32 protein-coding genes are annotated in these 25,091 nt (G+C 62.4%); 14 read left to right on the plus strand and 18 right to left on the minus strand.

Annotated elements, in window-relative coordinates; all coding sequences use genetic code 11:
* Window positions 1-8 precede the first annotated feature (8 nt).
* The 4 genes from msrQ to FCT00_RS04840 form a co-directional block, all read right to left on the minus strand.
* Window positions 9-626 carry a protein-methionine-sulfoxide reductase heme-binding subunit MsrQ gene (gene msrQ, locus FCT00_RS04825; protein WP_138422048.1) on the minus strand — a complete coding sequence of 206 codons (618 nt, stop codon included), beginning with the start codon at window positions 624-626 and terminating at the stop codon, window positions 9-11.
* Complete coding sequence (gene msrP, locus FCT00_RS04830) at window positions 626-1,522, minus strand: protein-methionine-sulfoxide reductase catalytic subunit MsrP (RefSeq protein ID WP_008333323.1); 897 nt, start codon at window positions 1,520-1,522, stop codon at window positions 626-628. The genes msrQ and msrP overlap by 1 nt, the downstream gene beginning before the upstream one ends.
* Window positions 1,523-1,590: 68 nt before the next feature.
* Window positions 1,591-3,084: an FMN-binding glutamate synthase family protein gene (locus FCT00_RS04835; RefSeq protein WP_235888936.1), complete on the minus strand. Its 1,494-nt coding sequence runs from the start codon at window positions 3,082-3,084 to the stop codon at window positions 1,591-1,593.
* A 26-nt stretch (window positions 3,085-3,110) separates the two neighbouring features.
* Complete coding sequence (locus FCT00_RS04840) at window positions 3,111-3,875, minus strand: FkbM family methyltransferase (RefSeq protein ID WP_138422050.1); 765 nt, start codon at window positions 3,873-3,875, stop codon at window positions 3,111-3,113.
* Between the two features lie 358 nt (window positions 3,876-4,233).
* Between FCT00_RS04840 and FCT00_RS04845 the strand changes: the two genes are divergently transcribed.
* Window positions 4,234-4,479, plus strand: a complete 246-nt coding sequence (locus FCT00_RS04845) for an EF-hand domain-containing protein (RefSeq protein ID WP_040885042.1) — start codon at window positions 4,234-4,236, stop codon at window positions 4,477-4,479.
* A gap of 56 nt (window positions 4,480-4,535) precedes the next feature.
* Here FCT00_RS04845 and FCT00_RS04850 read toward each other — a convergent pair whose 3' ends face one another.
* The 4 genes from FCT00_RS04850 to clpB all read right to left on the minus strand — a co-directional run bounded on the left by FCT00_RS04850 (window position 4,536) and on the right by clpB (window position 9,600).
* Window positions 4,536-4,985 (minus strand): Mpo1 family 2-hydroxy fatty acid dioxygenase, encoded by a 450-nt coding sequence (locus tag FCT00_RS04850; RefSeq protein WP_138422051.1) that lies wholly within the window; start codon window positions 4,983-4,985, stop codon window positions 4,536-4,538.
* Between the two features lie 70 nt (window positions 4,986-5,055).
* Window positions 5,056-5,730, minus strand: a complete 675-nt coding sequence (locus tag FCT00_RS04855; protein WP_171042888.1) for a TetR/AcrR family transcriptional regulator — start codon at window positions 5,728-5,730, stop codon at window positions 5,056-5,058.
* The gene (locus FCT00_RS04860; RefSeq protein ID WP_138422053.1) at window positions 5,727-6,842 is read right to left on the minus strand and encodes a YhgE/Pip domain-containing protein; all 1,116 of its coding nucleotides are present in this window, start codon (window positions 6,840-6,842) and stop codon (window positions 5,727-5,729) included. Before FCT00_RS04860 ends, FCT00_RS04855 begins: the two co-directional genes overlap by 4 nt.
* A 136-nt stretch (window positions 6,843-6,978) precedes the next feature.
* Window positions 6,979-9,600 (minus strand): ATP-dependent chaperone ClpB, encoded by a 2,622-nt coding sequence (gene clpB / locus FCT00_RS04865; protein ID WP_138422054.1) that lies wholly within the window; start codon window positions 9,598-9,600, stop codon window positions 6,979-6,981.
* Between the two features lie 218 nt (window positions 9,601-9,818).
* Here clpB and FCT00_RS04870 point away from each other — a divergent pair, with 218 nt between their 5' ends.
* The 3 genes from FCT00_RS04870 to FCT00_RS04880 all read left to right on the plus strand — a co-directional run bounded on the left by FCT00_RS04870 (window position 9,819) and on the right by FCT00_RS04880 (window position 11,794).
* Window positions 9,819-10,124: a hypothetical protein gene (locus FCT00_RS04870; protein WP_138422055.1), complete on the plus strand. Its 306-nt coding sequence runs from the start codon at window positions 9,819-9,821 to the stop codon at window positions 10,122-10,124.
* Window positions 10,125-10,251: 127 nt separating this feature from the next.
* On the plus strand, window positions 10,252-10,959 hold the full coding sequence (gene pyrF / locus FCT00_RS04875) for an orotidine-5'-phosphate decarboxylase (protein WP_235888937.1): 708 nt from the start codon (window positions 10,252-10,254) through the stop codon (window positions 10,957-10,959).
* Window positions 10,960-11,050: 91 nt separating this feature from the next.
* Entirely contained in the window at window positions 11,051-11,794 is a 744-nt protein-coding gene (locus FCT00_RS04880; protein ID WP_138422056.1) for a DUF998 domain-containing protein, read from the plus strand.
* On the opposite strand, the gene FCT00_RS04885 is transcribed toward FCT00_RS04880, so the two are convergent.
* From FCT00_RS04885 to FCT00_RS04895, 3 genes are all read right to left on the minus strand, one after another.
* Window positions 11,791-12,066, minus strand: a complete 276-nt coding sequence (locus tag FCT00_RS04885) for an NfeD family protein (protein ID WP_008333301.1) — start codon at window positions 12,064-12,066, stop codon at window positions 11,791-11,793. The two genes, FCT00_RS04880 and FCT00_RS04885, sit on opposite strands and share 4 nt — an antisense overlap.
* Window positions 12,063-12,956: an SPFH domain-containing protein gene (locus FCT00_RS04890; RefSeq protein ID WP_008333300.1), complete on the minus strand. Its 894-nt coding sequence runs from the start codon at window positions 12,954-12,956 to the stop codon at window positions 12,063-12,065. Before FCT00_RS04890 ends, FCT00_RS04885 begins: the two co-directional genes overlap by 4 nt.
* A 98-nt stretch (window positions 12,957-13,054) precedes the next feature.
* Window positions 13,055-13,462: an NUDIX domain-containing protein gene (locus tag FCT00_RS04895; RefSeq protein ID WP_138422057.1), complete on the minus strand. Its 408-nt coding sequence runs from the start codon at window positions 13,460-13,462 to the stop codon at window positions 13,055-13,057.
* A gap of 74 nt (window positions 13,463-13,536) precedes the next feature.
* Between FCT00_RS04895 and FCT00_RS04900 the strand changes: the two genes are divergently transcribed.
* The 6 genes from FCT00_RS04900 (at window position 13,537) to FCT00_RS04920 (ending at window position 16,888) form a co-directional block, all read left to right on the plus strand.
* On the plus strand, window positions 13,537-14,451 hold the full coding sequence (locus tag FCT00_RS04900) for a VOC family protein (protein ID WP_138422058.1): 915 nt from the start codon (window positions 13,537-13,539) through the stop codon (window positions 14,449-14,451).
* 114 nt (window positions 14,452-14,565) lie between these two features.
* Entirely contained in the window at window positions 14,566-15,516 is a 951-nt protein-coding gene (locus FCT00_RS04905; RefSeq protein WP_138422059.1) for an IS1595 family transposase, read from the plus strand.
* 18 nt (window positions 15,517-15,534) lie between these two features.
* Window positions 15,535-16,071 carry a type II toxin-antitoxin system antitoxin SocA domain-containing protein gene (locus FCT00_RS04910; RefSeq protein ID WP_138422060.1) on the plus strand — a complete coding sequence of 179 codons (537 nt, stop codon included), beginning with the start codon at window positions 15,535-15,537 and terminating at the stop codon, window positions 16,069-16,071.
* Window positions 16,071-16,364 (plus strand): hypothetical protein, encoded by a 294-nt coding sequence (locus FCT00_RS04915; protein ID WP_138422061.1) that lies wholly within the window; start codon window positions 16,071-16,073, stop codon window positions 16,362-16,364. The genes FCT00_RS04910 and FCT00_RS04915 overlap by 1 nt, the downstream gene beginning before the upstream one ends.
* The gene (locus FCT00_RS21405) at window positions 16,345-16,497 is read left to right on the plus strand and encodes a hypothetical protein (RefSeq protein WP_171042889.1); all 153 of its coding nucleotides are present in this window, start codon (window positions 16,345-16,347) and stop codon (window positions 16,495-16,497) included. Before FCT00_RS04915 ends, FCT00_RS21405 begins: the two co-directional genes overlap by 20 nt.
* Complete coding sequence (locus FCT00_RS04920) at window positions 16,487-16,888, plus strand: hypothetical protein (RefSeq protein ID WP_138422062.1); 402 nt, start codon at window positions 16,487-16,489, stop codon at window positions 16,886-16,888. Before FCT00_RS21405 ends, FCT00_RS04920 begins: the two co-directional genes overlap by 11 nt.
* A gap of 459 nt (window positions 16,889-17,347) precedes the next feature.
* On the opposite strand, the gene FCT00_RS04925 is transcribed toward FCT00_RS04920, so the two are convergent.
* The 5 genes from FCT00_RS04925 to FCT00_RS04945 all read right to left on the minus strand — a co-directional run bounded on the left by FCT00_RS04925 (window position 17,348) and on the right by FCT00_RS04945 (window position 20,713).
* Complete coding sequence (locus FCT00_RS04925; RefSeq protein WP_138422063.1) at window positions 17,348-17,995, minus strand: RluA family pseudouridine synthase; 648 nt, start codon at window positions 17,993-17,995, stop codon at window positions 17,348-17,350.
* Between the two features lie 37 nt (window positions 17,996-18,032).
* Window positions 18,033-18,656, minus strand: a complete 624-nt coding sequence (locus FCT00_RS04930; RefSeq protein ID WP_138422064.1) for a LysE family translocator — start codon at window positions 18,654-18,656, stop codon at window positions 18,033-18,035.
* Entirely contained in the window at window positions 18,653-19,018 is a 366-nt protein-coding gene (locus FCT00_RS04935; RefSeq protein ID WP_138422065.1) for a GFA family protein, read from the minus strand. Before FCT00_RS04935 ends, FCT00_RS04930 begins: the two co-directional genes overlap by 4 nt.
* The gene (locus FCT00_RS04940; protein WP_407943649.1) at window positions 19,012-19,461 is read right to left on the minus strand and encodes a GAF domain-containing protein; all 450 of its coding nucleotides are present in this window, start codon (window positions 19,459-19,461) and stop codon (window positions 19,012-19,014) included. Before FCT00_RS04940 ends, FCT00_RS04935 begins: the two co-directional genes overlap by 7 nt.
* A 73-nt stretch (window positions 19,462-19,534) precedes the next feature.
* Window positions 19,535-20,713 (minus strand): acetyl-CoA C-acyltransferase, encoded by a 1,179-nt coding sequence (locus FCT00_RS04945; protein ID WP_138422067.1) that lies wholly within the window; start codon window positions 20,711-20,713, stop codon window positions 19,535-19,537.
* A 96-nt stretch (window positions 20,714-20,809) separates the two neighbouring features.
* Between FCT00_RS04945 and FCT00_RS04950 the strand changes: the two genes are divergently transcribed.
* Both FCT00_RS04950 and FCT00_RS04955 read left to right on the plus strand, forming a co-directional pair.
* Entirely contained in the window at window positions 20,810-21,154 is a 345-nt protein-coding gene (locus tag FCT00_RS04950; RefSeq protein WP_138422068.1) for an STAS domain-containing protein, read from the plus strand.
* Entirely contained in the window at window positions 21,144-21,653 is a 510-nt protein-coding gene (locus tag FCT00_RS04955; RefSeq protein ID WP_171042890.1) for an ATP-binding protein, read from the plus strand. Before FCT00_RS04950 ends, FCT00_RS04955 begins: the two co-directional genes overlap by 11 nt.
* 231 nt (window positions 21,654-21,884) lie before the next feature.
* Here the strand turns inward: FCT00_RS04955 and hspQ are convergent, their stop codons facing one another.
* Entirely contained in the window at window positions 21,885-22,211 is a 327-nt protein-coding gene (gene hspQ / locus FCT00_RS04960) for a heat shock protein HspQ (protein WP_008333273.1), read from the minus strand.
* An 82-nt stretch (window positions 22,212-22,293) separates the two neighbouring features.
* On the opposite strand from hspQ, the gene FCT00_RS04965 reads away from it, so the two are divergent.
* Window positions 22,294-23,175: an AEC family transporter gene (locus FCT00_RS04965; RefSeq protein ID WP_138422070.1), complete on the plus strand. Its 882-nt coding sequence runs from the start codon at window positions 22,294-22,296 to the stop codon at window positions 23,173-23,175.
* Between the two features lie 73 nt (window positions 23,176-23,248).
* Window positions 23,249-23,839 carry a transglycosylase SLT domain-containing protein gene (locus tag FCT00_RS04970; protein WP_040885038.1) on the plus strand — a complete coding sequence of 197 codons (591 nt, stop codon included), beginning with the start codon at window positions 23,249-23,251 and terminating at the stop codon, window positions 23,837-23,839.
* On the opposite strand, the gene FCT00_RS04975 is transcribed toward FCT00_RS04970, so the two are convergent.
* Window positions 23,836-25,062 (minus strand): FAD-dependent monooxygenase, encoded by a 1,227-nt coding sequence (locus FCT00_RS04975; RefSeq protein WP_138422071.1) that lies wholly within the window; start codon window positions 25,060-25,062, stop codon window positions 23,836-23,838. The genes FCT00_RS04970 and FCT00_RS04975 overlap by 4 nt on opposite strands.
* Window positions 25,063-25,091 lie beyond the last annotated feature (29 nt).

A 25,091-nucleotide genomic window follows, 5' to 3' on the forward strand; every position in this document is an offset into this window, starting at 1 on the left:
CTTCGTCTTCAGGCGTTCGCCGTCCGGCGCGCGCGTTTGGGGAGCTTCACGCGCATCGCGAGCAGCAGGACGATCCCCACGACATAGAGCACCGGCTCCAGCTGGATGCCCTTGCGCAGGAGCAGGAAGTGAATCCCGCCCAGAATGATCGCCGGATAGAACAGCTTGTGAATCGACTTCCACGTCTTGCGGAGTTTCCGCATCGACCAGTTGTTCGACGTGACCGCCAGCGGGATCAAAAGGGCGAACGCCCCCATCCCTATAGTAATGTAGGGACGCTTTACGATGTCGGCCCAGATCTGGCTCCAGATCTGAACATCGAGGAACAGCCACACCGCGAGGTGGCAGACGATATAAAAGAAGCCGACCAGCCCCAGCGCGCGCCGGAACTTCACGAGGTTGATCTTGGTGATCTTGAACAGCGGCGTGATGGCCAGCGTGGCGATCAGAACCTGAAGACCCAGAAGACCGATCTCGTGTTCCATCTTCTTCACCGGGTCGACGCCGAGGTTTCCGGTGACCCCCTGATAGAAGAGCCACGCGGGCGGGATCACCCCGATCAGATAGATCGGCCAGGCGGGCACTTTTCGCAGCGCGCCGTTTATGGTGCGGGCAAGCTCGGACATCAGTAGTTCTCGGACAGGTCCATGCCGGCATAAAGGCTGGCGACCTGATCTTCGTATCCGTTGAACATCAGCGTCTCTTTACGCGCGGCGAAAATGCCGGCCCCGATCACGCGTTCGGTGGCCTGCGACCAGCGCGGGTGATCCACGTTCGGGTTCACGTTACTATAGAAGCCGTACTCGCGCGCGTTCGCCTTGTTCCAGGTTGTCGGCGGTTCGTCCTCGACCAGCGAAATCCGCACGATCGATTTGATCGACTTGAACCCGTATTTCCACGGCACCACCAGCCGAATCGGCGCGCCGTTCTGCTTCGGCATCGGCTCACCGTAAATTCCGGTGGCCATAATAGTGAGAGGGTGCATCGCCTCGTCCAGCCGCAGACCCTCGACATAGGGCCATTCCACGACGGGGAACCGGACGCCCGGCATCTCGTCGGGGCGATAGGCGGTTTCGAACGCCACATACTTGGCGCCGGACTGAACACCGACCTTTTCCAGAAGCTGATTCAGCTCGAACCCGTTCCACGGGATCACCATCGACCACGCCTCGACACAGCGGAACCGATAGATGCGCTCCTCGACCGTCATCCCATCCATGATGTCGGCCATGGAATAGGTGCCGGGGCGATCCACCAAACCGCCCACTTCGATCGACCACGGATCGACCGTCAGCATATGCGCGTTCTTGGCCGGGTCTTCCTTGCCGGTCCCGAACTCATAGTAGTTGTTGTAGTTGGTGATCTCTTCGAGCGTGTTGGGCTCGAGTTCGTTCTGCGCCAAGGCCGGAGCGGCGAGGCCACCGGCCATGAGGCCAGCGGCGCTTGCCATGATCTGCCGCCGATTCAGAAAAAGCGCCTTCGGTGTGACATCGTCACGAGTCAGGTCGGGTTTGTATCCCATTGGGTCCTCCTACGTCCTTCTTTCTCCCGTCTTACGGAAGAAACGAGAACCGGCCCAATAAAGGTGCATCACGATAGTGCGTGAGTACTGTAACTTGGATAAATCTCGTTCATCGGGATCGAGCGGCCATCGCCCTGCACGATCCGTACGTGCCGCCGCCGCATCTGGCGCGGTTCGGCGACGCCCACGGAATGCGCGATGGTTTCGACCTCGTGGATCATGTTCTTGGCGAAACTCGCGACCTTCGCCGCCTTGTCCTTGGGCACCAGCCCCTTCTGCAAACGCGGGTCGTGCGTGGTCACCCCGGTCGGGCAGGTGTTCTTGTTGCACTTCAGGGCCTGAATGCAGCCCAGGCTGAACATGAACCCGCGCGCGGACACGACGAAATCGGCCCCCGCGCAAATGGCCCATGCCACGTCAGACGGGTTCACCATCTTTCCCGACGCGATCATGCGGATGCGGTCATGAAGCCCACGCTGGTCGCGAAGGTCCACGATCCGCGGCAGCGCCTCGCGGATCGGCATCCCGACGAGGTCGATGAGCGGCATGGGCGCGGCCCCCGTGCCGCCCTCACCGCCATCGATCGTGATGAAGTCCGGCGCACTGTCGGGGCCGCGCCGCATGATGCAGTCGAACAGGTCCGAGAACGGATCGACCGCGCCGACCACCGTCTTGAACCCGACGGGTTTCCCCGTGACCTCGCGAATGTGGCTGATGACGTCGAGAAGATCGTCCCAATCGTCGATCTCTTCGTGGCGGTTGGGCGACTCGCTCGCCTTGCCGACCGGGATGCCCCGGATGCGCGAGACCTCTTCATCCACCTTGGCCGCCGGAAGAATGCCGCCCTTGCCGGGTTTGGCCCCCTGCGCGAGCTTCAACTCGAACATCTTCACTTCGGGCCGTGCCGCCACCTCGCGCAGCTTCGCGTCCGAAAGCTTGCCGTGTTCGTCGCGCACCCCGTATTTGGCGGTCCCGATCTGATAGACGACATCACATCCACCCTCGAGGTGATAGTCGGACATGCCGCCCTCCCCGGTGTTCAGCCAGACGTTCGCTTTCTTGGCCCCCATCGACAACGCGCGCACGGCGGGCTGGGACAGCGCGCCATAGGACATGCCGGAGATGTTGAAGAAGCTCGGCGCCTCATACGGTTTCGCCGCCGTCGGCCCGATCACCATCGGCGCGGTCTTGGCATACTGGAACCCCAACGGCGGAAAGGCCGCGTTGACGAAGATGGACGTGCCGGGGGTCGAGATATTGCGGGTCGAGCCGAAGGCCACCGTATTGTCCTTGCCGGCCGCCGCCCGATAGACCCAGTCGCGCTGCGCCCGGTTGAACGGCATCTCTTCCCGGTCCATCGCGAAGAAGTATTGCCGGAAGAATTCACCCAGCGAGGTGAACAGGTGCCGGAAGCGCCCGATAACCGGATAGTTGCGGCGAACGGCGTCAGCGGTCTGGAACTTGTCGACCGCCCACCAGATCAGGACGAGCGCGACCACCGCCCCGATCAGGAAGATGAAGAACATGGCGAGGTATTCGAGAACCCAGAAGGTCGTGCTCATCTCGTTTTCCATCGCGCGCTTCCCCTCTACTCGGCGGCTACGTCGCCCGCCTGCGATTTGTGGATCAGCAGGTGGTTCTTGTTCAGCCGGTAGCGTTGCACCGTTTTGTCGATGACGTAGTCATGCGCCTCGGCCCAAGCGAAGAACGCATCCTCGTTCTCCTTGTCGACCTCGACCAGCAGAACCGGGTTGTGGGATGAAATCGTGTCCTCCAGCCCGGCGAGTGCCATCATCTCCATCCCCTCGACGTCAATCTTGATGAGGTCGGGGGTCACGCCCGCCAACAGCGCATCGCCCGGCACGACCATCAGGTCGCCTTCACCCGGCAGCATCTTGGCCCCGCCGAGGTTGCGCTCGCGCTTCTGCATGGCGTAGCCCTGCTCGGCCTTGTCCGACAGCCCGACGCCCAGCTTGGACAGGTCGAACACATGCTCCAGCCGATTGATGAGCACATTATGAATGAGAAGGCGGAAGGCGAGCAGATTGGGCTCCACCGGGATCACCTTGCCGGCCTTCAGAATGAGCGCCGCATATAAGGAGTGGTTTCCGACGTTCGCGCCGATATCGACGAAGGTGCCGCCTTCGGGAAACAGCCGCTTCAGATCCTTCAGTTCCTTTTGCTCATAGAACTGGCCGCGACGGTGATTTCGCTGGATCGGGTCGTTCTCCATGTCGACGCAGAAACTCACCCGCGTATCGTCCACCAGAGTGTGAATGATGGTCACGTCATGCGCGCGGAACGGTTTGCCGAATTTGATCTTGGTGAGGATGCGTTCGACGTCGGGGCTCATACCGCCTCCCGGTTCGGTGCTGCTCAAAGGGGTCTCGTGCCCCGGTTGACCCGATCATGCCGCGCGCGAGTCGCGCGAACAAGGGAAAACCGGACCGTATCCAGCCGTCGCACGCGGATATGAAAACGACCTGAACGAGAGCGGCCTTTCGCCCGCCGGCCCCCCGCAGGTCGGTGCGCTTCCGCCGTGTGGCGAAAGCCCGCCTTTGACGATCCTGTTTCCGCCTGCCCGAACGGCCTCGCCGCGCAATCCGGCGCCCAAAACCGCCCGTGTGCCAGATCCCCGATGCACCGGGCAATGGGGCGTGACCAAGTGTCCTCACCCCGACAGACGGGACCCTTATAGAGAGGACATGAACATGAAGATCGCGAACCTTGCCATCGCAGCCACGCTGACCATCGGATCTGTCGCCATCGCGCAGGACGTGAAGGTGGTCGATATCGACGCGGACGGCGTCATCTCGGTCGAAGAACTCATGGCGGCCTATGACGACGTGAATGAAGACATCTTTACCGCGTCAGACACGAACGGGGACGGCGTTCTCGACATGGACGAGCTTGCCTCGGCACAGGAGGACGGTCTGATCCCGTCGGGCGAGATGTAACCCCGCATCTCATCCGCCCCCGGAACGGCCCCTGCCCCCCTGCGGCGGGGGTCGTTTCAGTATTTCACGCCCGCGCGCGCGTAGAGAAACGACATCAGCCACGCGGGCCCGATCAGCAGGAACTGCACGTCCTTGAAGAACGACGGCTTCTTGCCCTCGACCTTGTGACCCCAGAATTGCCCGATCCAGGCGAGCACGAACAGGATCAGCGCCGTCGCCCAGATCGGCAGCGGCACCACAGCTTCCAAAGCCTGTATGATGAGATACCCGACAATCAGCACCACCACGAAGCCCACGGCAAGCGGCGGCGACAGCACGGCATAGTATATGAGCGCGGCGACGGCGACGGGCCACAACAGGTTCACACCGGCAATGGGCGGGATCGCATAGATCAGTGCCATGACGCAGACGAAGATGACCGGCACGCAAATCCAGTGCACCATCTTGTTCGTCGGGTTCTGATGGCTCTCGCCATACTCCGACAGTAATGCATCGACTTTTCTCATGATGGCTCCTCCCGGCAAGAGGATACGCCAGACCGGGCGAACTCCAAACGGTCGATTGCCGAACCTCGCGTCAACACCGGTCGAGCGTGGCATCCAATCCGTCGAACATGACGGTCAGCATGAAATCCACCTCGGTCGCATCGTCCCAATCCCGGTTCGGCGCAAGGATCGAACGGTGCAGGAAGTACCCCATTATGAACGATCCCAGCGTGCGGAAGAAGCGTTCCCGCTCAAGCTCGGTCTGCGGACCGAACATCGCCACGGTGCCGGACAGCTGATCGAAAAGCGGCGTCGCCTCGTGGATCATCACCGCGCGCAGGTCGGGGTTCACCAGCGCCTCCTGCAAAAGGATCTTCACCAGCGGTTCGTACACGCGCATGAAATGCAGCCGCGAGAGCATTACGGCCCGCAGCACCGCCCGCCGATCCCCTTTGTGCCGGTCGATCAGCTCGTGCGCCTCCTGCTCGGCCGCCGGGGTCAGGATATGCCGGACGACGGGTTGCGTGATCCTGAGCAGCAGCGCCTTCTTCGACGGGAAATGACGAAAGATCGTCGCCTCGCCGATCCCGGCCCGTTCGGCGATCATCTTGGTCGAAGTGCCGTCGAACCCGAACTCGGCAAAGCAGTCGAGCGCGGCGAGGATCGCGAGGCGTTTTTTCGGCGCACTCGGACCCTCTTCCTTCTCGACCGCGTCCAACACGGCCCTGAAGGCATCGCTTTCGAACCGGCTGTCGGCTTTGTTCATGCGGCGGTCGTGGCTCCGGTCGCCCCGGCCCGTGCGGGAAGCGCCGCGCGGATCCAGATCAGGGCCAGCCCGAGTATCGCGATGATGGCGACAAGGACAACCGGATAGGGCATGGCGACCCCATGCACCGCGCCACGATAAGCTGCGCCAATCTGCTCCAGACCGGCCCAACTCGTGATCCGCGACAGCCACTCGGGCGCTGCGGCTGCCGGGGCCATGACCCCGCCGATGGCCGACTGGTAAAAAGCGAGCGGGAGGAGAAGGATCACCACCCACAGCCCCAGAAGCGAGAGCAGGCCGACAAACAGCCATGACAGCGCGATGGCGGTCGGCCAGACGACGGCCCAGGCGGGCAGGAACGCGCCCCAGCCGGCGGTGGCCCCCACGACCAGCGCAAGACAGAGCGAAGCGAGGCCCATAACGAGAACCGGAATCAGCGTGCGTGTCAGGGCAACCGTGCCCCGATCCGCCCGCCCGCGCGTTGCAAGGGTCATCATCACGGCGCCGACGAGCGAGGCGAGCCATGTGGTATAGAGCATCGCGAACGGCGCTTGCATCGACGCCATCGGACCGGCGTCAACGACCGAGGTCACATCCGCCGCCACCGGCATCTCTCCGGTCGGCATGCTACCCTCTTTCATCGCGAGGCGCAGCGAGGCGACTCCGGCAGACATCGCGGCTGGCAACATTCGCTCCAACTGCTGCGCCATCTGGAACTCCGCAACGGTCACGGCGGGCGATGTCACGATCTCGAACCGCGCCTGCTCGCCCTTGAACGCCTTGGCCGAAAAAACGGTAGGAAAAACGAGAAGAACACTCAGATCGCCGGCTTCCAGCGCCGCAACCGCGTCGTCACGGTTGTCGAAGGACTGCGTGGCGAAGGGCATCTGACCGCCCAAGCCCTGCAACATCCGCTCCGACACTTTGACGGGCGGCATCGGCAAGCCTTCGTCCTTATTGACGATCCCCAGCGTCACCGCCTGTGCCGTCTTCTCCGGGTCCATCGGTGCGGTGAGCGTGAAGACGGAAAAGATGAGCATGATGAGTACGGGCACGATGATCGCCTGTTTGGCCATCGGCCCTTCGAAGAACGAATTGATGTGAGTTTTCATGGGTCGCCTCCCGATCCGTAGTGCGAGTAAACACTCGCTCGCACATGCGAGTGTTTACTCGCACGACCCGAGTCGGTCAAGGCAAAGAAAAAGGGCGGGGTCTCCCCCGCCCTTTCTCGCACCAACGCGTGCGTCCTTAGTGGACGACCGCATCATTCGGTTTCGGGTTCGTCGAGTTTCCCACCCGGTCCCCGATGATAAGCCCGTCGGCCCCGGCCGTGACCGGGATCGTCGCCCCGTCCAGCACGTCGCCTGACAGGATCATCTCGGCCAGCGGGTCTTGGAGCGCCTTCTGGATCACGCGCTTGAGCGGGCGCGCACCATAGACCGGATCATAACCCTGATCCCCGAGCCACTGCTTCGCATCATCGTCCAGCGTCAACGTGATGTTGCGCTTGGCCAGTCGCTTGGCGAGCAGGCCAAGCTGGATATCCACGATGCCCGACATATCCGCCCGGCCCAGCCGGTCGAAGATCACGGTTTCGTCCAGACGGTTCAGGAACTCGGGCCGGAAATGCGCCCGCACGGCGTCCATGACGTCCTGCTTGGCCTTCCCGGCATCCGCACCGTCCGGAAGCTGGCTCAAGGCCTGAGATCCGAGGTTCGAGGTCAGCACGATCAGCGTCTGCTTGAAGTCGACGCGGTGTCCCTGCCCGTCGGTCAGAACACCGTCGTCCAGCACCTGAAGCAGCACGTTGAACACATCCGGGTGCGCCTTTTCGACCTCGTCGAACAGGACGACCTGATAGGGCTTGCGCCGCACCGCCTCGGTCAGAACGCCGCCCTCGTCATAGCCGACATAGCCCGGAGGGGCGCCGATAAGACGCGCGACCGCGTGCTTCTCCATGAACTCCGACATATCGATGCGCACCATCGCACTGTCGTCGTCGAACAGGAACTCAGCCACGGCTTTCGTCAGCTCGGTCTTACCCACGCCGGTCGGCCCGAGGAACAGGAAGCTGCCCAAGGGCCGCGCCTCGTCGTTCAGACCCGCACGGGCCCGACGGACGGCATTGGCCACCGCGCGCACCGCCTGATCCTGACCGATGACCCGCTTGTGCAGGCCCTCTTCCATCCGCAGCAATTTCTCGCGCTCGCCTTCGAGCATCTTCGAGGTCGGGATTCCCGTCCACCGCTCGACCACCTGCGCGATCTGCTCGGGCCGGACGGCCTCTTCGACCATCACATCACCCTCTTCCTCGGCCTTCTCGGCTTCGGAGAGTTTGCGCTCCAGGTCCGGGATCACGCCGTAGGACAGCTCACCGGCCTTGGCGAGGTTGCCCTCACGCTTGGCGATGTCCAGATCGGCCCGCGCCCGGTCAAGCTGCTCTTTCAGCTCGCGCGCGCCTTCCAGCTTGGCGCGTTCGGCCTGCCACTTGGCGGTCATGCTCGCCGATTGCTCCTGCAACGCCGACAACTCGCCCTCGAGTTTCTCGAGCCGATCTTTCGACGCGGCATCGTCCTCTTTCTTGAGCGCCTCGGCCTCGATCTGAAGCTGGAGGATGTTGCGGTCGAGCTGGTCGAGTTCCTCGGGTTTCGAGTCGACCTCCATCCGCAGACGGCTCGCCGCCTCGTCGACAAGGTCGATGGCCTTATCCGGCAGGAACCGGTCGGTGATGTAGCGGTTGGACAGGGTCGCCGCCGACACAAGCGCGGAGTCCGAGATTCGCACGCCGTGGTGCAGCTCGTACTTCTCCTTGATGCCGCGCAGGATCGAGATCGTATCCTCGACCGTCGGCTCGTCCACCATCACCGGCTGGAACCGCCGGGCAAGCGCCGCGTCCTTTTCGACGTACTTGCGGTACTCATCCAGCGTCGTGGCACCGACACAGTGAAGTTCCCCCCGCGCGAGCGCCGGTTTGATGAGGTTCGCGGCATCCATCGCGCCGTCGGTCTTGCCCGCGCCCACAAGCGTGTGCATCTCGTCGATGAACAGAATGATTTCCCCAGCCGCCGCCTGGATCTCGTTCAAGACGGCCTTGAGCCGCTCTTCGAATTCACCCCGGTATTTCGCGCCGGCAATCAACGCGCCCATGTCGAGCGCCATGAGCTTCTTGTTCTTGAGGCTTTCGGGCACGTCTCCGTTGATGATGCGCAGGGCAAGGCCCTCGGCGATCGCGGTTTTACCGACGCCCGGATCACCGATCAGGACCGGGTTGTTCTTGGTGCGGCGCGACAGCACCTGCATTGCGCGGCGAATTTCTTCGTCCCGCCCGATGATGGGGTCGATCTTGCCGTCCTCGGCGGCCTCGGTCAGGTCGCGCGCATATTTCTTCAACGCCTCGTAGCTGTCCTCGGCCGACGCGCTGTCAGCCGTGCGACCCTTGCGCACGTCGTTGATCGCGGCGTTCAGCTTCTGCGCCGACACCGCGCCCGCTTCCAGCGCATCCTTGGCCGCCGATTTGGTCAGCGCCAGCGCCGTGAGCAGACGTTCGACAGGGACGAACGAGTCGCCCGCCTTCTTCGCGACCTTCTCGGCCTCGTCCAGCACGCGGGCCGTGGCATTGTCGAGATAGACCTGCCCGGCGTCCCCCGTCACACGCGGGATCTTGGCAACGGCGGCATCGACGGCTTCGACGACCCGCTTCGGCTCCCCACCCGCCTGACGGATGAGGTTCGCAGCCATGCCTTCTTCGTCGTCCATAAGGGCCTTGAGCAGATGCTCGGGCGCGAGTTTCTGGTGGTTTTCGCGCATCGCGATCGTTTGGGCGGCCTGAATGAACCCACGCGACCGTTCGGTGAATTTTTCCAAATTCATGGCATTTTCCTCTCGTTAAGCGCCCTGTGAATTGTGGTGCCCGCCCTGCGGCACACCCCTGTCTGGGCCTTGGATCATAGATGGGGGGGCGTCACCCCCCTCGCAAGCCTGTGATCACGAAAATTGCATATGTCCGTTCACCTTCGCGCAACCAATCGCGAACGGAATGTTCACCACTTTCGGCGATGGTCCGCGCCGTGGGGCAAACAGGACCGACCATGAAAGTGACCGACATAGACATCCGCGATCTGCGCTGGGACGATCGCACGAAATGCTTCCGCGCCGCCGTATCCATGGCGATGTTGCCCGATGGGGGCGCGCGCCAACGGCATGTGAATTTCATCTGCCAGTCGCATAGGGCGCACGACTGCCCCTCATCGCTCATCACCTACGACCTCGTGACCCATGCGCTCGATCAGGCGCGCGCCATGCCGGGGTTTCGCCGTGGCGAAGAACAGATTTCGGTCGACATCATGTCGGCGGTCGGTCGTCTGCCCTTCTCACCGCGCGCCAAGGCCGGATGACACAGGCATCGAAGCGACCCGTTTTGTTTGACGGTGGATGCACCCGCCATGCGCCGGCATTTCGGCTGAGCGCTTGACGGAACCGGGCGGCTTTCGCACAAGTGCCGAAACCGGAAAGGATCGCCCCATGGCCGAGAACATGACCAAGACCGACGACCGCCTGATCGTGGCACTCGACGTTCCCAACGCGCTGGCCGGGCTGGAACTGGCGCAACGGCTTGGTGACCCGGTGGGGTTCTACAAGATCGGCCTCGGTATGCTGACCGGCGGGGGCCTCGCCCTGGCCCGCGAACTGATCGACGAGATGGACAAGCGCATCTTCCTCGACATGAAACTCTTCGACATCGGCAATACGGTCGAGGCCGCAGTGCGCGGGCTTGCGAATTACGGGCTGGACTTCCTGACGGTCCACGGCGATCCGCATGTGGTGCGCGCGGCGCAGGAAGGCAAAGGGGCCTCGGACCTCAAGATCCTTGCCGTCACCATCCTGACCTCGCTCGACCGCGCCGACCTCGACGACATGCTGATGTCGCAGGGCGACGTGCAGGACATTGTCGTGGAACGCGCGCGCCGGGCCATGGCCGCCGGGGCGGACGGCGTGATCGCCTCGCCGCACGAAGCCGCGATGATCCGGGCCTTGCCGGAGGCCAGCGGCAAGCTGATCGTGACGCCGGGCGTGCGCCCACAAGGCGCCGAGACGGGCGACCAGAAACGGATCGCGACACCCGAAAAAGCCATCTCGGACGGCGCCGACCACATCGTCGTCGGCCGCCCGATCAAGTCGGCGCCCGATCCGCGCGCCGCCGCCGAAGCGATCCTCGCAAGCCTGCCGTAGGGCGATTGCGATGCCGTCACAGGTAAGGCTGCGCTGACTAGGCCGGGCGACCGACCATGGTAGACTACCCCCAGGCAACGGGGAGAGCGCCGTGGATCAGCTTGGCAAGGAAATCAAAGGCGACATCGAAGAGGACAAGAACGCCCTCGTCATCGAATATCTGAACGTCCGCCGCGCGCTTGGCTGGCTCGGCTTCTTCCTGCCCGCCGTTCTCATCATCTATGGCCTGCTGCCCGATACGGTCTTCGCGCCCTCGATCAGCGAGTTTTACTACACCCACATGGGCGGCGTGTTCGTCGGCACCATGTGTGCGATCGGCGTGTTTCTGGTCAGTTACAAGGGCTATGCGAAGACCGACGACGAAACGCTGTCCGACAACGTCCTGACCAGCGGTGCCGGGATTTTCGCCATCGGGGTCGCGCTGTTCCCGGTGGTGGTCGACAGCCCGGACATGGTCGCGCTGCCCGACGTGAACCTCGGGATCGAGGGGCACCCGAACCTTCTACACTTCGGCTCGGCCACGGGCTTTTTCGTTCTGCTGGCGCTGATGTCGATCTTTCAGTTCACCAAGTCGGACCGCGACTCGGACGGGAAAATGGTCTGGACCGGCGACAACCTGATCTTCGTCGGCTGCGGGGGCGTCATGATCTTGGCCCTGCTGGCGCTCGTCCCCTACGTGCTGTCCGACCGGATCACCGAAACTCTCGCGCCCTACAAATACATGTTCATCCTCGAAACCATCGGCGTCCTCGCCTTTGCGGTCTCATGGCTGGTCAAGGGCAAGCAACTCGGCGCGGTGCGGGCCGTCGCCCGCATGGTGGCGCCTGCCGACTAATCCTCGTTGATGTCGCGGTGAAAGGTCTGGCGCTGCCCGCGTCGCACACCGAAGGCCGCACGCAGGATCACCCAGGCGGCGACCGACACGATGGCGAAGACCACAAGCGCCCATGCGAGCGCGATCGACACGCCGACGGCGAGCAAGACTCCCACGACCGCCGCGCCCAGCGCGAAGCCCACGAACACGAAACCGGCCGTGAACACCTCGAAAATTGCGAGGACCAGCGCCGCCGCGATCCAGACCCACCAGATTTCCCAAAGCATCATCATGAACGGCCCTTGAGCATACCAAAGGCGTTCTTGAAGGCGTCCACTGCATCGGCGGGCAGCAGGATCATCTGGTTGCCGGGCCCGTCACCCACTTTGGTCAGCGCCTCGACCTGTTTCAGCGCGACCTGATACTGCGCCGCCTCAAGCCCGTTGTCGGCGATGGCCTTGGCCACGACTTCGGTCGCATAGGCTTCGGCATCGGCCTGAATGCGGCGCGCCTTTGCGATCTGTTCGGCGGCATAAAGCTCGGCATCCGCCTGAAGCTCGACCGCGCGCTTTTTACCCTCGGCTTCGGTCACCTGCGCCCGACGGGCCCGTTCGGCATTGAGCTGCTGAAGCATCGCGTCGCGCGTCGCCTGATCGAGGTTCACGTCGAGAATTTCGGTCCGCGTCACCTCGATCCCCCAGTTATCGACCGCATCCTCGACCTGCGATTTGATGCGCGCGATCAGCTGCGTCCGGTTCGACTGCACGTCGTCCAGATCCATCATCCCGATCTCGCTCCGCACGATACCCGCGACGGTGGTGGAAATCGCCCCGTCCACATCGCGAATGCGATAGACCGTCTTCTCCGGGTTCAGAATACGGTAGAACACGCTGGTCTCGACCTGCACCAGCACGTTGTCCCGCGTGATCGCGTCCTGACTCATCGTCGGAAGCTGGCGTTCGAGGATCGAGATCTTGTGCCGCACCCGATCTAGGAACGGGATGATGAAGTTGATCCCCGGCCCAAGCACCGCCTGAAGCCGCCCGAACCGCTCGACCACGAATTTCTCGGACTGCGGCACGATCCGCACGCCCAGAAAAATCGAGACGATAATGAACAGCGCGATAAGAAGGAGGACGATATTCGACCCCACAAACTGGGACAGGAAATCCTCGGAATTCATGGGCGTCTACTCCGTGTGCTGAAATGTCGGGCACACTATGCGGGGAGCGGCCTTCACCATCAAGTCAGATGTTCCGGTCGGTCCGCCCCCGTAAGCAATCACAGATCGTGCATATCCTCCATCGCCTCGGCAACGCGCATTCTGAAATGCGGGATCACATCGTCACGCAGAACCCAATCAGCGGGGTGCATCAGGGCCACCGCCTGCCCCTCGCCGCCCAGACGAACGCGGCTGAACGCATCCGCGCCAAGCTTGGCCGCAAAGAACCACGCAGGGTTGGGTCGCAGGTAATGCTTTCGCCAGACCAGCGCCTCGGGCGCGAGTGTGAGCCCGGTTTCCTCGGCCGTTTCGCGCAACACGCAGGCCTCCGGGCTTTCATCATTTTCACGCGCGCCACCCGGCAAGTCCCACAGCCCCGGCCATGGGATCGACGGGTCGTCGTCGCGCCGGATTGTCAGAAGTTTGCCGCCGATCAGCAGGATCAGTTTCGCACCGGAAAAGCTCATATCCGCACGATAAGGATAATCCTGTTATCATCCACCCAAAGCGCATCGCCGTAATCGCCAAAACGGAGGAAAAGATGATCCCGCATATCCACGGTCTGCACCACGTGACCGCATTCGCCGGCCCCGCGCCCGAGAACGACGCCTTCTTCACCGGCACGCTCGGCCTGCGCCGGGTCAAGACGACGGTGAATTTCGACAATCCCTATGTCTACCACCTGTATTTCGGAGACGAAAAGGGCACCCCCGGCACGGTCATGACGCATTTCCCGGACCGGAAATGGAAACAGGGTCATCGCGGGACCGGCGAGGTGGCCGTGACCGCCTTTTCCGTGCCGCGCGGATCGCTGGACGACTGGGCAGCCCGGCTGAAGGGCGCGACCCGGATCGAGGTCTTCGGCGAAGCGCAACTCAGGTTTCCGGGCCCCGACGGCGAAACGCTCGCTCTGGTCGAATGCGACGATGATCGCGAGCCATGGCGCGCGCTGCCCAAGACGATGGGCATCCGGGGGTTCCATTCCGTCACGCTCATGATCGCCGACCCCCGGCCCACGCTCGATGTGCTGACCGCGATGGGCTACGCCGAAGCCGGGGTCGAAGGCACCACCACGCGCCTGACGATGGAAGCCCCGGTCGGCATCATCGACGTGATGGCGGCGCCGGACGTCGCGAAATCGGTCGAAGGGGCCGGGTCGGTCCACCACATCGCATTCGCCACCCCCAATGATGAGACCCTGCTTGCCGTGCGTGACGCGGTGATCGACGCAGGCCTCAAACCGACCGAAGTGCGCGACCGGAATTACTTCCACTCGATCTATTTCCGCGAGCCGGGCGGCGTTTTGTTCGAGGTCGCGACGCTCGACATCGGTTTCGATGCCGACGAGCCGGTGGAAACGCTGGGGGAGGCGCTGAAACTGCCCGCACAGCACGAGCCGCTCAGGGGCGAATTGGTTAACACGCTGGAGCCGATCCCGAATCTCACGCTTGAATAGCGTTATTTTATAGAGGTTTAGCTTGAAGATCAGGATACTAGAATCCTGGCGATTATATACCTTGCAAACACGGGGCCGGATTCCCATATGACACTGTAGAGAAAGGACAGTGTTATGAGCATCTTGAGCCGCCCCTACTTTCACAATGAAGAAGCCGCTTACGACCATCTGGAAAGCGTTCTGTGGCCCGACGGTCCCGAGTGCCCGCATTGCGGCGTCGTGAACAATGCGCACAAGATTCCGGCCAACCCTGAGAAGCGGGTGCGCCACGGTCTACACCGCTGCAAGGACTGCAAGAAGCAATACACCGTCAAGGTCGGCACCGTGTTCGAGGCGTCGAAGGTTCCGCTGCACAAGTGGCTGCAAGCGGTCTATCTCATGACGTCCAGCAAGAAGGGCGTTTCGGCCCATCAACTGCACCGCGCTCTGGAAGTGACCTACAAGACCGCTTGGTTCATGGCTCACCGCGTTCGTGAGGCGATGCGCGAAGGCAATCTTGAGGTCATGGGCGGCGCTGGCGGCACCGTTGAGAGTGACGAGACGTTCATCGGCACGGACCCCGACTACAAAGGCTCGCGCCGCGTCTACCATCACAAGATGAAGGTGCTTTCACTGGTGGATCGCGAGAACCGCACGGCCCGCTCGTTCGTCGTGGACAAGGTGACGCAAAAGGAAATCCTGCCGATCCTCAACGCGAACATCGACCGCGAAAGCCGCCTCATGACGGACCAAGCGCCTTGGTATAAGCCCATCGGCAAGCAATTCGCGGCGCACGAAAGCGTGGATCACAGCAAGGACGAATACGTTCGCGGTGACGTCACGACCAACACCGTCGAGGGCTATTTCAGCATCTTCAAGCGGGGCATGAAGGGCATCTACCAACACTGCGACAAGAAGCACCTGCACCGCTATCTCGCGGAGTATGACTTCCGCTACAACCATCGGTCGGCCAAGGGCGTTGAGGACACAATGCGTTGTGAAATCGCTCTGAAATCTATCAAAGGAAAACGTTTGTTCTATAGTAAGGGGGCATGGCAGGCTGCGGGTATGCCCAACGCCTCATGATTGACTGCGAGAAAGAAAGTGGCTGAGTTCAACCGCGAAAAGTTCAAGGATTTGATACACCAAGTGGCGTGGCAAGTTCGCGACCGCGATGGGTGGGGCTTAGTCAAGCTTTTCAAAGTCATGTGGTTCTTTGAAGCGCGGCGCTACACAATTGAAGGCGAGGTGTTCAGCGGCGGGGCCTACCAGCGAGACGAATTCGGTCCCCGACCACGCGGTGTTTACCCAATTCTTGCCGAACTTGAGCGAGAAGGCCGAGTGTCGGTTCGGGATGAGAAATTCCATAGTCGGACAGTGAAGCGTCCAATTGCGCTCACGGCGCCCCCGCCGGGCTTGCTGAACGAATCTCAAGCGAGAGACCTAAGCTACTGGATTTCATACGTAGACGGTCTTAGCGCGGCGGAAATTAGTGAGGAGTCGCACGACTACGGATGGGAAATTGTATCACAAGGCGATGATATCCCGCTGTATGCGATCTTAGCCGAACGGGTCCGCGAACCCAAAGGTGAAGAACTTGAATGGGCGCTCATGCGGGCAAGCGAACTTGGGCTGTCGTAGTGAAGCGGCAGATTATTGAAGAAGAGGCAGCACGCAAAGCGATCAATGACGCCGAGGGCAAGTGGCCGAGGGCTGAAATGGCTTGGGAAGCTGCGACACTTGTTATTGCCTACGACCCTGAGGAGGGAAAACCTTTGACAGAAAGCGGGAAGGTTCGTGCTTTCACATACCAAGGGAGCCGATCAATAGGGATGCCGTCGTTGACGGTTGTCTACGAAGACCAAGACCCCTTCTTGTTCGTCCACGATGTAAAGTTTTGGGACGCCGGAAAATATGAACAACAATTCCACTAGCCAATCTGACAAGTTCAAAGAACTCGCCCGCGAGATCGAAGCAGACGAGAGCGAACGCGCCTTTGATGAAGCCTTAAAGAAGATGCGCGAGGAAAAGAAGCGCGCAGAAAAGGATCGCGACGATGGCGAATGAGTATGAAACCGTCCGCGAGGTCGGAATCGCAATTGATGGGTTTCGGTCAGAAACCATTGGGCAGTTCACCACCATCAAGTGGCTGATTGGTGGGCTTGCCGCCGCAGGTGTAGCATTAGGAGGGTTCATCCTTACAAAGATGGACCGGCTTGAGGAAACCGTGGCGGCGAACAACGCGATATTGCTACGGATCGAGGCAGGGGTTAACGACGTCGCCTCGAATACTGCCGCTATTCAGGAAAGCATTCAGACTGCCGGTATGGCACCGTCTCCTGACGTCTTCCCCGGTTACGTTGGGGTGAAGGCTGACACCTTCATAAAGGACGGCGGCCTTGCGACATTCCAAGAGATTGCTGGCGAAGGCGGGTGGGTCTACCTGCCCGAGCAGTAGTTGACGCTGGGGTATTGAAATACCCCAGTCACTGTGGTATCATAATACCATGCTAAACGTCGACGCCAAAAACCCAAACGCCGCTACATGCTCTTCTAGGTTCGACCGAGACGGCGAAGAATCAGATTTACTGTGTCGGTCTTCACCGCGATCGGGTCAACTTCGACTGAAAGAACCGAGTCACAATAAGGACAGCAATGGGCAATCACGTTGAGCGAATTAGAACCAAATGATTGCCTGCTTTCCATCGTCTTGAACCGCACACTCGTTATCGCTTTCTCGCACTGAGGGCATTTCGCCATGCCAATTCCTCCAATCAATAGAGGCTCAGGCTAGCACCGACTCAACGGATCGACCTACCTATCCTTTCGGGCGTGTTTGCAAGGTATATAATCGCCAGAATCCTAGTATTCTGGTAGTCATGGCGCGGCGCCGCCTGAAAGCCGAGCCCAAGACCGGTCAGAACGGGACCTTCGCGCGGAAGTTCATGCCCTTGCCGCCGTCCGGGTGGCGAAACCTCAGGCTTTCCGCGTGTAGCATCAGGCGGGGAAAGTCGCGCGCCGGACCTTCGGCGTAGAACGGATCGCCGCAGATCGGGTGGCCAAGCTCCAACATGTGAACGCGCAACTGGTGGCTGCGCCCGGTCTGTGGAAACAGCCGCATTCGTGTGGTCGCACCTTCCCGCTTCAGCACCTTCCAGTCTGTAACGGCGGGCTTACCCTTCTCGAAATCGACATGCTGGCGCGGCCGGTTGGGCCAATCGACGATCAGCGGAAGGTCGACGGTGCCCGTATCCTCCTGAACATCGCCCCAGACGCGCGCGACATATGTCTTTTTCACCTGCCGCTTTTCGAACTGCAATCCAAGGTGGCGCTGCGCGTGCGGGGTCAGGGCGAACACCATCACGCCCGATGTGTCGCGATCGAGCCGATGAACCAGAAGCACCTCGGGGAACGCCGCTTGCAACCGTGCGATCAGACAGTCCGCCAGATGCTCGCCTTTGCCCGGGACGGACAACAATCCCGACGGCTTGTTCACCACGAGAACCTCATGATCCATGTGGATGATGTCTAGCGGATCGTCGGGCGGGTCGTAAAAGTCATCCATCCCCGGCCTTTCGCAAAGCCGCGCGACGCGCGCAAGCCTAGCGTTGCCCGCCGGCCAGTACGAGACGCAGCGCCAACGCCGCGTACACGACGGCGCCGACACGGTTGAGGAGCCGGGCATGGCGGACGAGCTTTGCCCCGACCAGGCCGGCGGTGACGCCGTACCCCGCGGTGATGAAAAAGCCCGTTCCCGCGAAAATCGCCCCAAGGACGAGGATCTGCACCCAAAGCGGCCCGGCCTCGGGCGTGGTGAACTGCGGCAGAAGCGCGAGGATGAAGAGCGCCACCTTGGGGTTGAGCGCATTGGTCAGGAACCCGCGCCACACGGCCCGGCCCAGCTTCTGCACCCCGTCGCCCTGCGCCACCGCCCCCGCGCGCCAGCTTTTCCACGCGAGGAACAGAAGGTAGGCCGCGCCCGCATATCGCACCGCATCATAGGCCAGCGGAAAGGCCGCGAGCAGAGCCGACAGCCCGGCAGCGGCCAGCACCGTGTGCCAAAGCGCGCCCAGCGTGACGCCGAAAGCGGCGGCGGCCCCCACGCGCGGCCCGCCCGACACCCCCGAAGCGGTCGCGAACATCACGTCCGCACCCGGGGTGAGGTTCAGCACCACCCCCGCCCCGAGAAAGGCCAGCACGGTCGCGGGATCGAGGCCGAGGATCATCGCAATTCGCTTTCGGGGATGGCGTAGTAATCGCCCTTGTCGGCAGTGAAGATGTGCCGGAACCCGGTTACGCCGGTCGGCCCGTCGATGGCCCCCAAGGCCACTCCGATCTGGTCGGACCCGTTTGCCTGCCAGAAAAGAAACGATCCGCAAGTGGGGCAGAACCCCCGCCGCGCCTCGGTGCTGGCGGCATACCAGCGTGGCTCTCCGGTGATGTCGACATCCGACAGGGCCACTTCGCCCGAGGCCCAGACATGCCCCGACTGCTTGCGGCATTGGGTGCAATGACAAGCGCCCGGTTCGGCGAGCGTCCCGGCGACGGTGAAGCGGATCGCGCCGCAGAGGCAGGAGCCGGTCAGCATCTTGAAAAGACCTCGTCGAGAATGGCCGTGAGTGCCGAAGCGTCAGATTCGGTGAAGGCGTCGGGCCGGTCGCTGTCGATATCGAACACGCCGATCACCTTGCCCGACCCGTCACGCACCGGGATGACCAGTTCAGAACGGGTCGACGAAGAACAGGCGATATGCCCCGGAAACGCCTCGACATCCGCCACCCGCTGCACCTCACCCGTCCGCGCCGCCGCACCGCAGACGCCGCGCGAAAACGGGATGGTCAGGCAGCCGTGGCCGCCCTGATAGGGTCCGATCTTCAGCAGTTCCGGCGCGGTCACCCGGTAGAACCCGGTCCAGTCGAAGCGGTCGTCGAAAATGTGCACCTCGCAGGCGACGGTCGCCATAAGGGCGACCTCGTCGGTTTCCTCCTCGGTCAGGGCGCGGATGCGTTGGGCGAGTTCGGCATAATCCATGCGGATCTCCAGGTGGCGAGGCCGGGGGTTTCACACCCCCGGACCCCCGTGAGGTTTCTTGAAACAGAGAAGGTCAGACGCGCTCGATCGCGATGGCCGTGCCTTCGCCGCCGCCGATGCAGATGGCCGCTACCCCACGTTTCAGGCCCCGCTTTTCGAGCGCGTTCAACAGCGTCACGATGATCCGGGTGCCCGAGGCGCCGATCGGGTGGCCCAGCGCACAGGCGCCGCCGTTCACGTTCACGATCTCGCGGGCAAGGCCCATCTCCTGCATGAAGGCCATGGGGACGACCGCGAAGGCTTCGTTCACCTCCCAAAGATCCACGTCCTCCTTGGCCCAGCCGATCCGGTCGAGCAGCTTTTTCGCTGCCGGAACCGGGGCGGTCGGGAAGAGCGCGGGGGCCTGCGCGTGGGAGGCATGGCCGAGGACGCGCGCGCGAATCCTGAGACCGGCCGCCCCGGCCGCCCCTTCGCCCGCCATGACGAGGGCCGCCGCGCCATCAGAAATCGAGGACGAGTTGGCCGGGGTCACGGTGCCGTCCTTGCGGAACGCAGGCTTCAAGGTGGGGATCTTGTCGGGACGCGCTTTGGCCGGCTGTTCGTCCTCGCCAATCACGACGTCGCCGTTTCGGGTGGTGAGCGTCATCGGTGTGATCTCGCCGTCGAATGCCCCCGATTTCTGCGCTTCGAGCGCGTTGTTCAGCGACCCGATGGCGTATTCGTCCTGCGCCTCGCGCGTGAACTGGAACGCCTCGGCGCAATCTTCGGCGAAGGTCCCCATCAGACGGCCCTTGTCATAGGCGTCTTCCAGACCGTCGAGGAACATGTGGTCGATCACCTGCCCGTGCCCGATCCGCGCACCGCCGCGCATCTTCGGCAGAAGGTAGGGGGCGTTCGTCATGCTCTCCATCCCGCCAGCGACCATGATCCCGGTCTGGCCCAGCGCGAGCTGGTCGAAGGCGACCATGGCGGTCTTCATTCCGGACCCGCACATCTTGTTCATCGTCGTCGCGGGCACCTCTTCGCCCAAGCCAGCCGCGAACCCCGCCTGCCGCGCGGGTGCCTGACCCTGGCCTGCGGGCAGGACGCAGCCCATCAGGACCTCTTCGATTCGGTCGGCGGCGGCCCCCGCATCGGCCATCGCGGCCTTGATGGCGGCGCCGCCCAGATCCGCAGCCGCAACCCCGTCGAACACGCCCTGAAAGCCGCCCATGGCCGTACGGGACGCCCCCGCGATCACCACGTTTTCCATCTTTGTCTCCCGTCGCTTTTCTGCGCCGCGCTTACCGGTTGGTAACGAAGCTTTCCTAGTTTGGCGCCATCAAAACGCCCGCGAAGGAGATTGGCAATGGAGCTCGGCATTCGGGACACCGGGGACACGCGCGTCGTCCACGTGGGCGAGGCACGGATCGACGCCGCCGTGGCGATCCAGTTCAAGGACCAGATGCGCGACCTGATCGTGGGCGGACCGGACCGTGTGATCCTCGACCTCTCGGCGGTGACCTTTGTCGACAGTTCCGGGCTGGGGGCCATCGTCGCCGCGATGAAACAGGCGGTCGGGCCACAGCAACTCGAACTCGCGGGACTGACCCGGAGCGTGGCGAAGGTCTTCGCCCTGACGCGCATGGACCGGGTCTTCACCATCCACGACAGCGTGGATGCCGTTCTGGCGGGGCTTGCGAATGCAGAGTGAGCCTCTGAGCTTCATGGGACACGCGCGCGACAGGCACAGGGCGGGACCGATTGCCGGAAATGGTGGTCTGCATCTTCTGTTTCCGGCAGGCGAGCGGTCGGTTCGGCGCGCCTTGTCCGCCTCCGTCGCCGCATTTCACGACATGGGCGTGGATCGGGACGGCTGCGATTTCGCCGAACTCGTTCTCGCCGAAGTGCTGAACAACGTCGTCGAACATGCGTTCACGGATCGGGGCCACGGGATCATCGAGTTGGAGGCGTGGCGCGCGGGCAATGCCCTGTCGCTGCGCATTCGCGATGACGGCATGCCGATGCCCGGGGAGCGACTCCCCGCCGCCCAGCGCCACGATCTTACGGTCGAAACCCACGAATTGCCGGAGGGCGGATTCGGTTGGGGCATCATCCACGACCTGACACGCGACATGACCTACCGGCGCGACGGGGCGCGCAATGAGCTGACCTTCGCCATCGACTTTACCGAGTTCGACGCGAGCACTTAGCGCCGCATCGCCATTAACCATGTCGAGACGAAATGCCCCCAAATTGCCCGATTGGTTCCCAAACGCGGACAGATTGCGGGGGCAAAACGGGACCTGTAGCTGCAATGCTTCCCTCGGTGCCGCGCTTAACAGCCCCCACCCAGTGCGCGGCACCGAGGTTCTCTTCCCAAGGGCTTAAAACACGACGGGCGCCCTTGCGGCGCCCGGTTCGATTCAGGTCTGCCTGTCTGCTCAGTTCAATTGGAAGTGCAGCGGATAATGGCCGTCTTCGAAATCGCCGAACAGATCCTCGACATCCGGATGCGTCACAGGCTCGCCCGAATAATCTTCGACCAGGTTCTGCTCGGACACATATGCCACGTAATAGGTCTGATCGTTCTCGGCCAACAGGTGATAGAACGGCTGATCCTTGGGCGGGCGGCTTTCCTCGGGAATCGCGTCGTACCATTCCTGCGTGTTGGAAAACATCGCATCCACATCGAAAATGACACCGCGAAACGGATGTTTGCGATGGCGCACGATTTGCCCGAGATGATATTTCGCGTGCGTTTTCAACATAGATCAACAGTCCCCACACCACTACTAGTCACTCGGGTAGCCCCTGTCCATCGGGGGTCATGTGATTCAGGGGAAACAGATTGTGAACCTCGTTCTGACAGTGCTGGAAATCGTCGCGCCCGTGTTTTTGCTGGCGGCAATTGGCTTTGGTTGGGTCAAACTCGGCCATGAGTACCGAATCAATTTCGTGACCAAACTCGCCATGACACTGGGCACACCCGCCCTGATTTTCACGGCGCTCATGGATACCGAAATCGAGCCCTCGGCCCTGACCGCGATTTCGGTGGCGGCACTCGGCGCATATGTGGCGGTCGCGGCGGTTTTCTTCATCTTGTTGAAGCTTCGCGGCGCGAGCGTGCGAAGCTTCCTTGCCCCGCTCACGTTCGGCAACACCGGAAATCTCGGGCTGCCGCTCGCGCTTTTCGCCTTTGGCGACGTCGGGCTGGACTATGCCGTCGTCGTTTTCGCCGTCATGGCGGTTCTGTCGTTCACGGTCGGTCTCTGGCTCGTCTCCGGCGGCGGATCGCCGATCGGTGTGCTCAAGGACCCGATCCTCATCGGCACCCTCGCGGGCACGCTGTTTCTGGTGATGGGCTGGCAGACACCCACGTTCCTCACGAACACGCTCGACCTGATCGCGCAGCTCGCCATCCCCCTGATGCTACTCACGCTGGGCGTCGCGGTCGCCCGGCTGCGCCCGTCCGGCCTGATCCGGGCGTTCGGATATTCGCTTCTCAAGATCGGGTTCGGGGCGGTCATCGCTTGGTCGATCGGTAAGGCGTTCGGCCTGGAACCGACTGCTCTTGCGGTGCTCACGGTTCAGCTCTCCACGCCCGTCGCGGTGGCCAATTACCTGTTGGCCGAAAAGTACGATACCGACCCGAACGAGGTCGCCGGGCTTGTCGTCGTATCCACCCTCGTCGCCGTCGTGACCCTGCCGCTCACCCTCGCCTTTTTCGTCTGAAAAACCGTACCATTTTCAAATCGCCTTGAATCCGTTATGGTCGAAAAAAACAAAAGACCATAGCGAGAGGCAGATGAGCAGGTTTCTCCGCGCCCTGATAATGACCGTCGTTGCGGCGGCACTCGTATCCTGCGGACAGAACTTTTCTGCGCCGCAAAATCTGGATGACGCCTGTGCCATCGTGAAAGAACGCCCGAAATACCTGCGCGCCATGAAGGCGACGGAGCGTAAATGGGGTGTGCCGGTGCCGGTTCAGATGGCGTTCATCTATCAGGAATCGAAATTCATCGGGAACAACCGGACCCCGATGCAATACACGCTGGGCGTCATTCCGATGGGCCGCCAAAGCTCGGCCTATGGTTATGCTCAGGCGTTGGACGGCACGTGGGACGATTACCGCGACGAGCAGGGCAAGCGCGGGGCCAAGCGCCACGACATCCGCGATGCCACCGATTTCATCGGCTGGTATATGACCCAGACAGTCGCCGAGACCGGAGTGGCACTGGGTGACGCCAAGAACCAGTACCTTGCCTATCACGAAGGTCGGGCGGGCTACCTGCGCGGCACGCACAACCGCAAATCTTGGCTCCTCAGGATTTCGGACGAAGTTGCGGCGCGCGCGGCCATCTACGACCTGCAACTCAAGACCTGCGGCAAACGCTAGATCTGACGCCCTTCCAGCAGTTTCGGCAAATCTCCGGTCAGTCCGGCAGCTTCGCGGATGAAGCCGCGCCTGATGCCCGGCATGGCGTTGATTAGGCCAAGACCCACGTCCCGCGCGACACGCAAGATCGGATTGTCGTTCGAGAACAGACGGTTGGCACCTTCCGTAGCAAGCACCATCTGCATTACGTCGAACCTGCGCCACTGCTGATATCGGTCCAGCACGTCGCGCCGCCCAAAATCTTCGCCCCGGCGTTTGGCGAGCGTCAGGACTTCGGCAAGGGCACCAACGTCCTTGAGCCCGGCGTTCAGCCCCTGCCCCGCAATCGGGTGCATGCCGTGGGCCGCGTCTCCGACCAGCGCGACACGGTCGTCGACGAAACGTTCGGCAACGGTCAGGTTCAGGGGATAGGTGAACCGCTCCCCCGCGATCGAGATGTCGCCAAGGAAATCGCCGAACCGCGGGCGCAGATGGTCGAGGTATAAGGCCTCATCCAGCGCATGCACGCGCGCCGCATCCTCGGTCGTTTCGGTCCAGACGATGGACGAGCGATTTCCGGGCAAGGGAAGAATGGCGAGCGGTCCGGGCGGCATGAAGAACTGATGCGCGACACCATGGTGCGGGTGTTCATGCGCGATGGCGCAGACAAGGGCGGTCTGCCCGTAGTCGTGACCCCAACGGTCGATCCCGGCCCGCCGCGCCGTGCCGGATGCACGCCCGTCGCAGCCGACGATCAGCCGGGCGGAAAGGGTGCGTCCACCGGCAAGCGTCACGGTCGCGGTCGACCCTTCGACCGCCTGCGCAACCACCGTCTCACCCGACAGCACCGTCACGCGGGGATGCGCTTCGACCGCGCCCGCCAGCGCGCGCGACAGAAACCGATCTTCGACCATGTAGCCCATCGGGCCCTCGTCGATCTCGGCATGGTCGAATTCCAGCACGAAAGGCCCCGGACCGGTCCCCGGCTTACCGTCCGAAATGCGGATTTCCAGAAGTGGCGTCGAGTTCTCCGCGACCGCGCCCCAGCCCCCGATGGCCTTCAACAACCGTTGCGAGGCAAGCGCCAGCGCATAACCGCGCCCATCGAACGCGTCTTCGCCACGCGCCCCTGCCTGAAGCGCGTCGATCACGGTCACGTCGAAACCGGCGTCACCCAGAGCCAAGGCCAGAGCGGGCCCGTTCAGCCCGCCGCCCACGATCACGATATCGGTGTCTGTCGTCATGCGCCGTTTCTGCGCCCCTGCGTCGGGAT

Source organism: Maritimibacter alexandrii (assembly GCF_005871115.1).
Taxonomy (GTDB): Bacteria; Pseudomonadota; Alphaproteobacteria; order Rhodobacterales; family Rhodobacteraceae; genus Maritimibacter; species Maritimibacter alkaliphilus.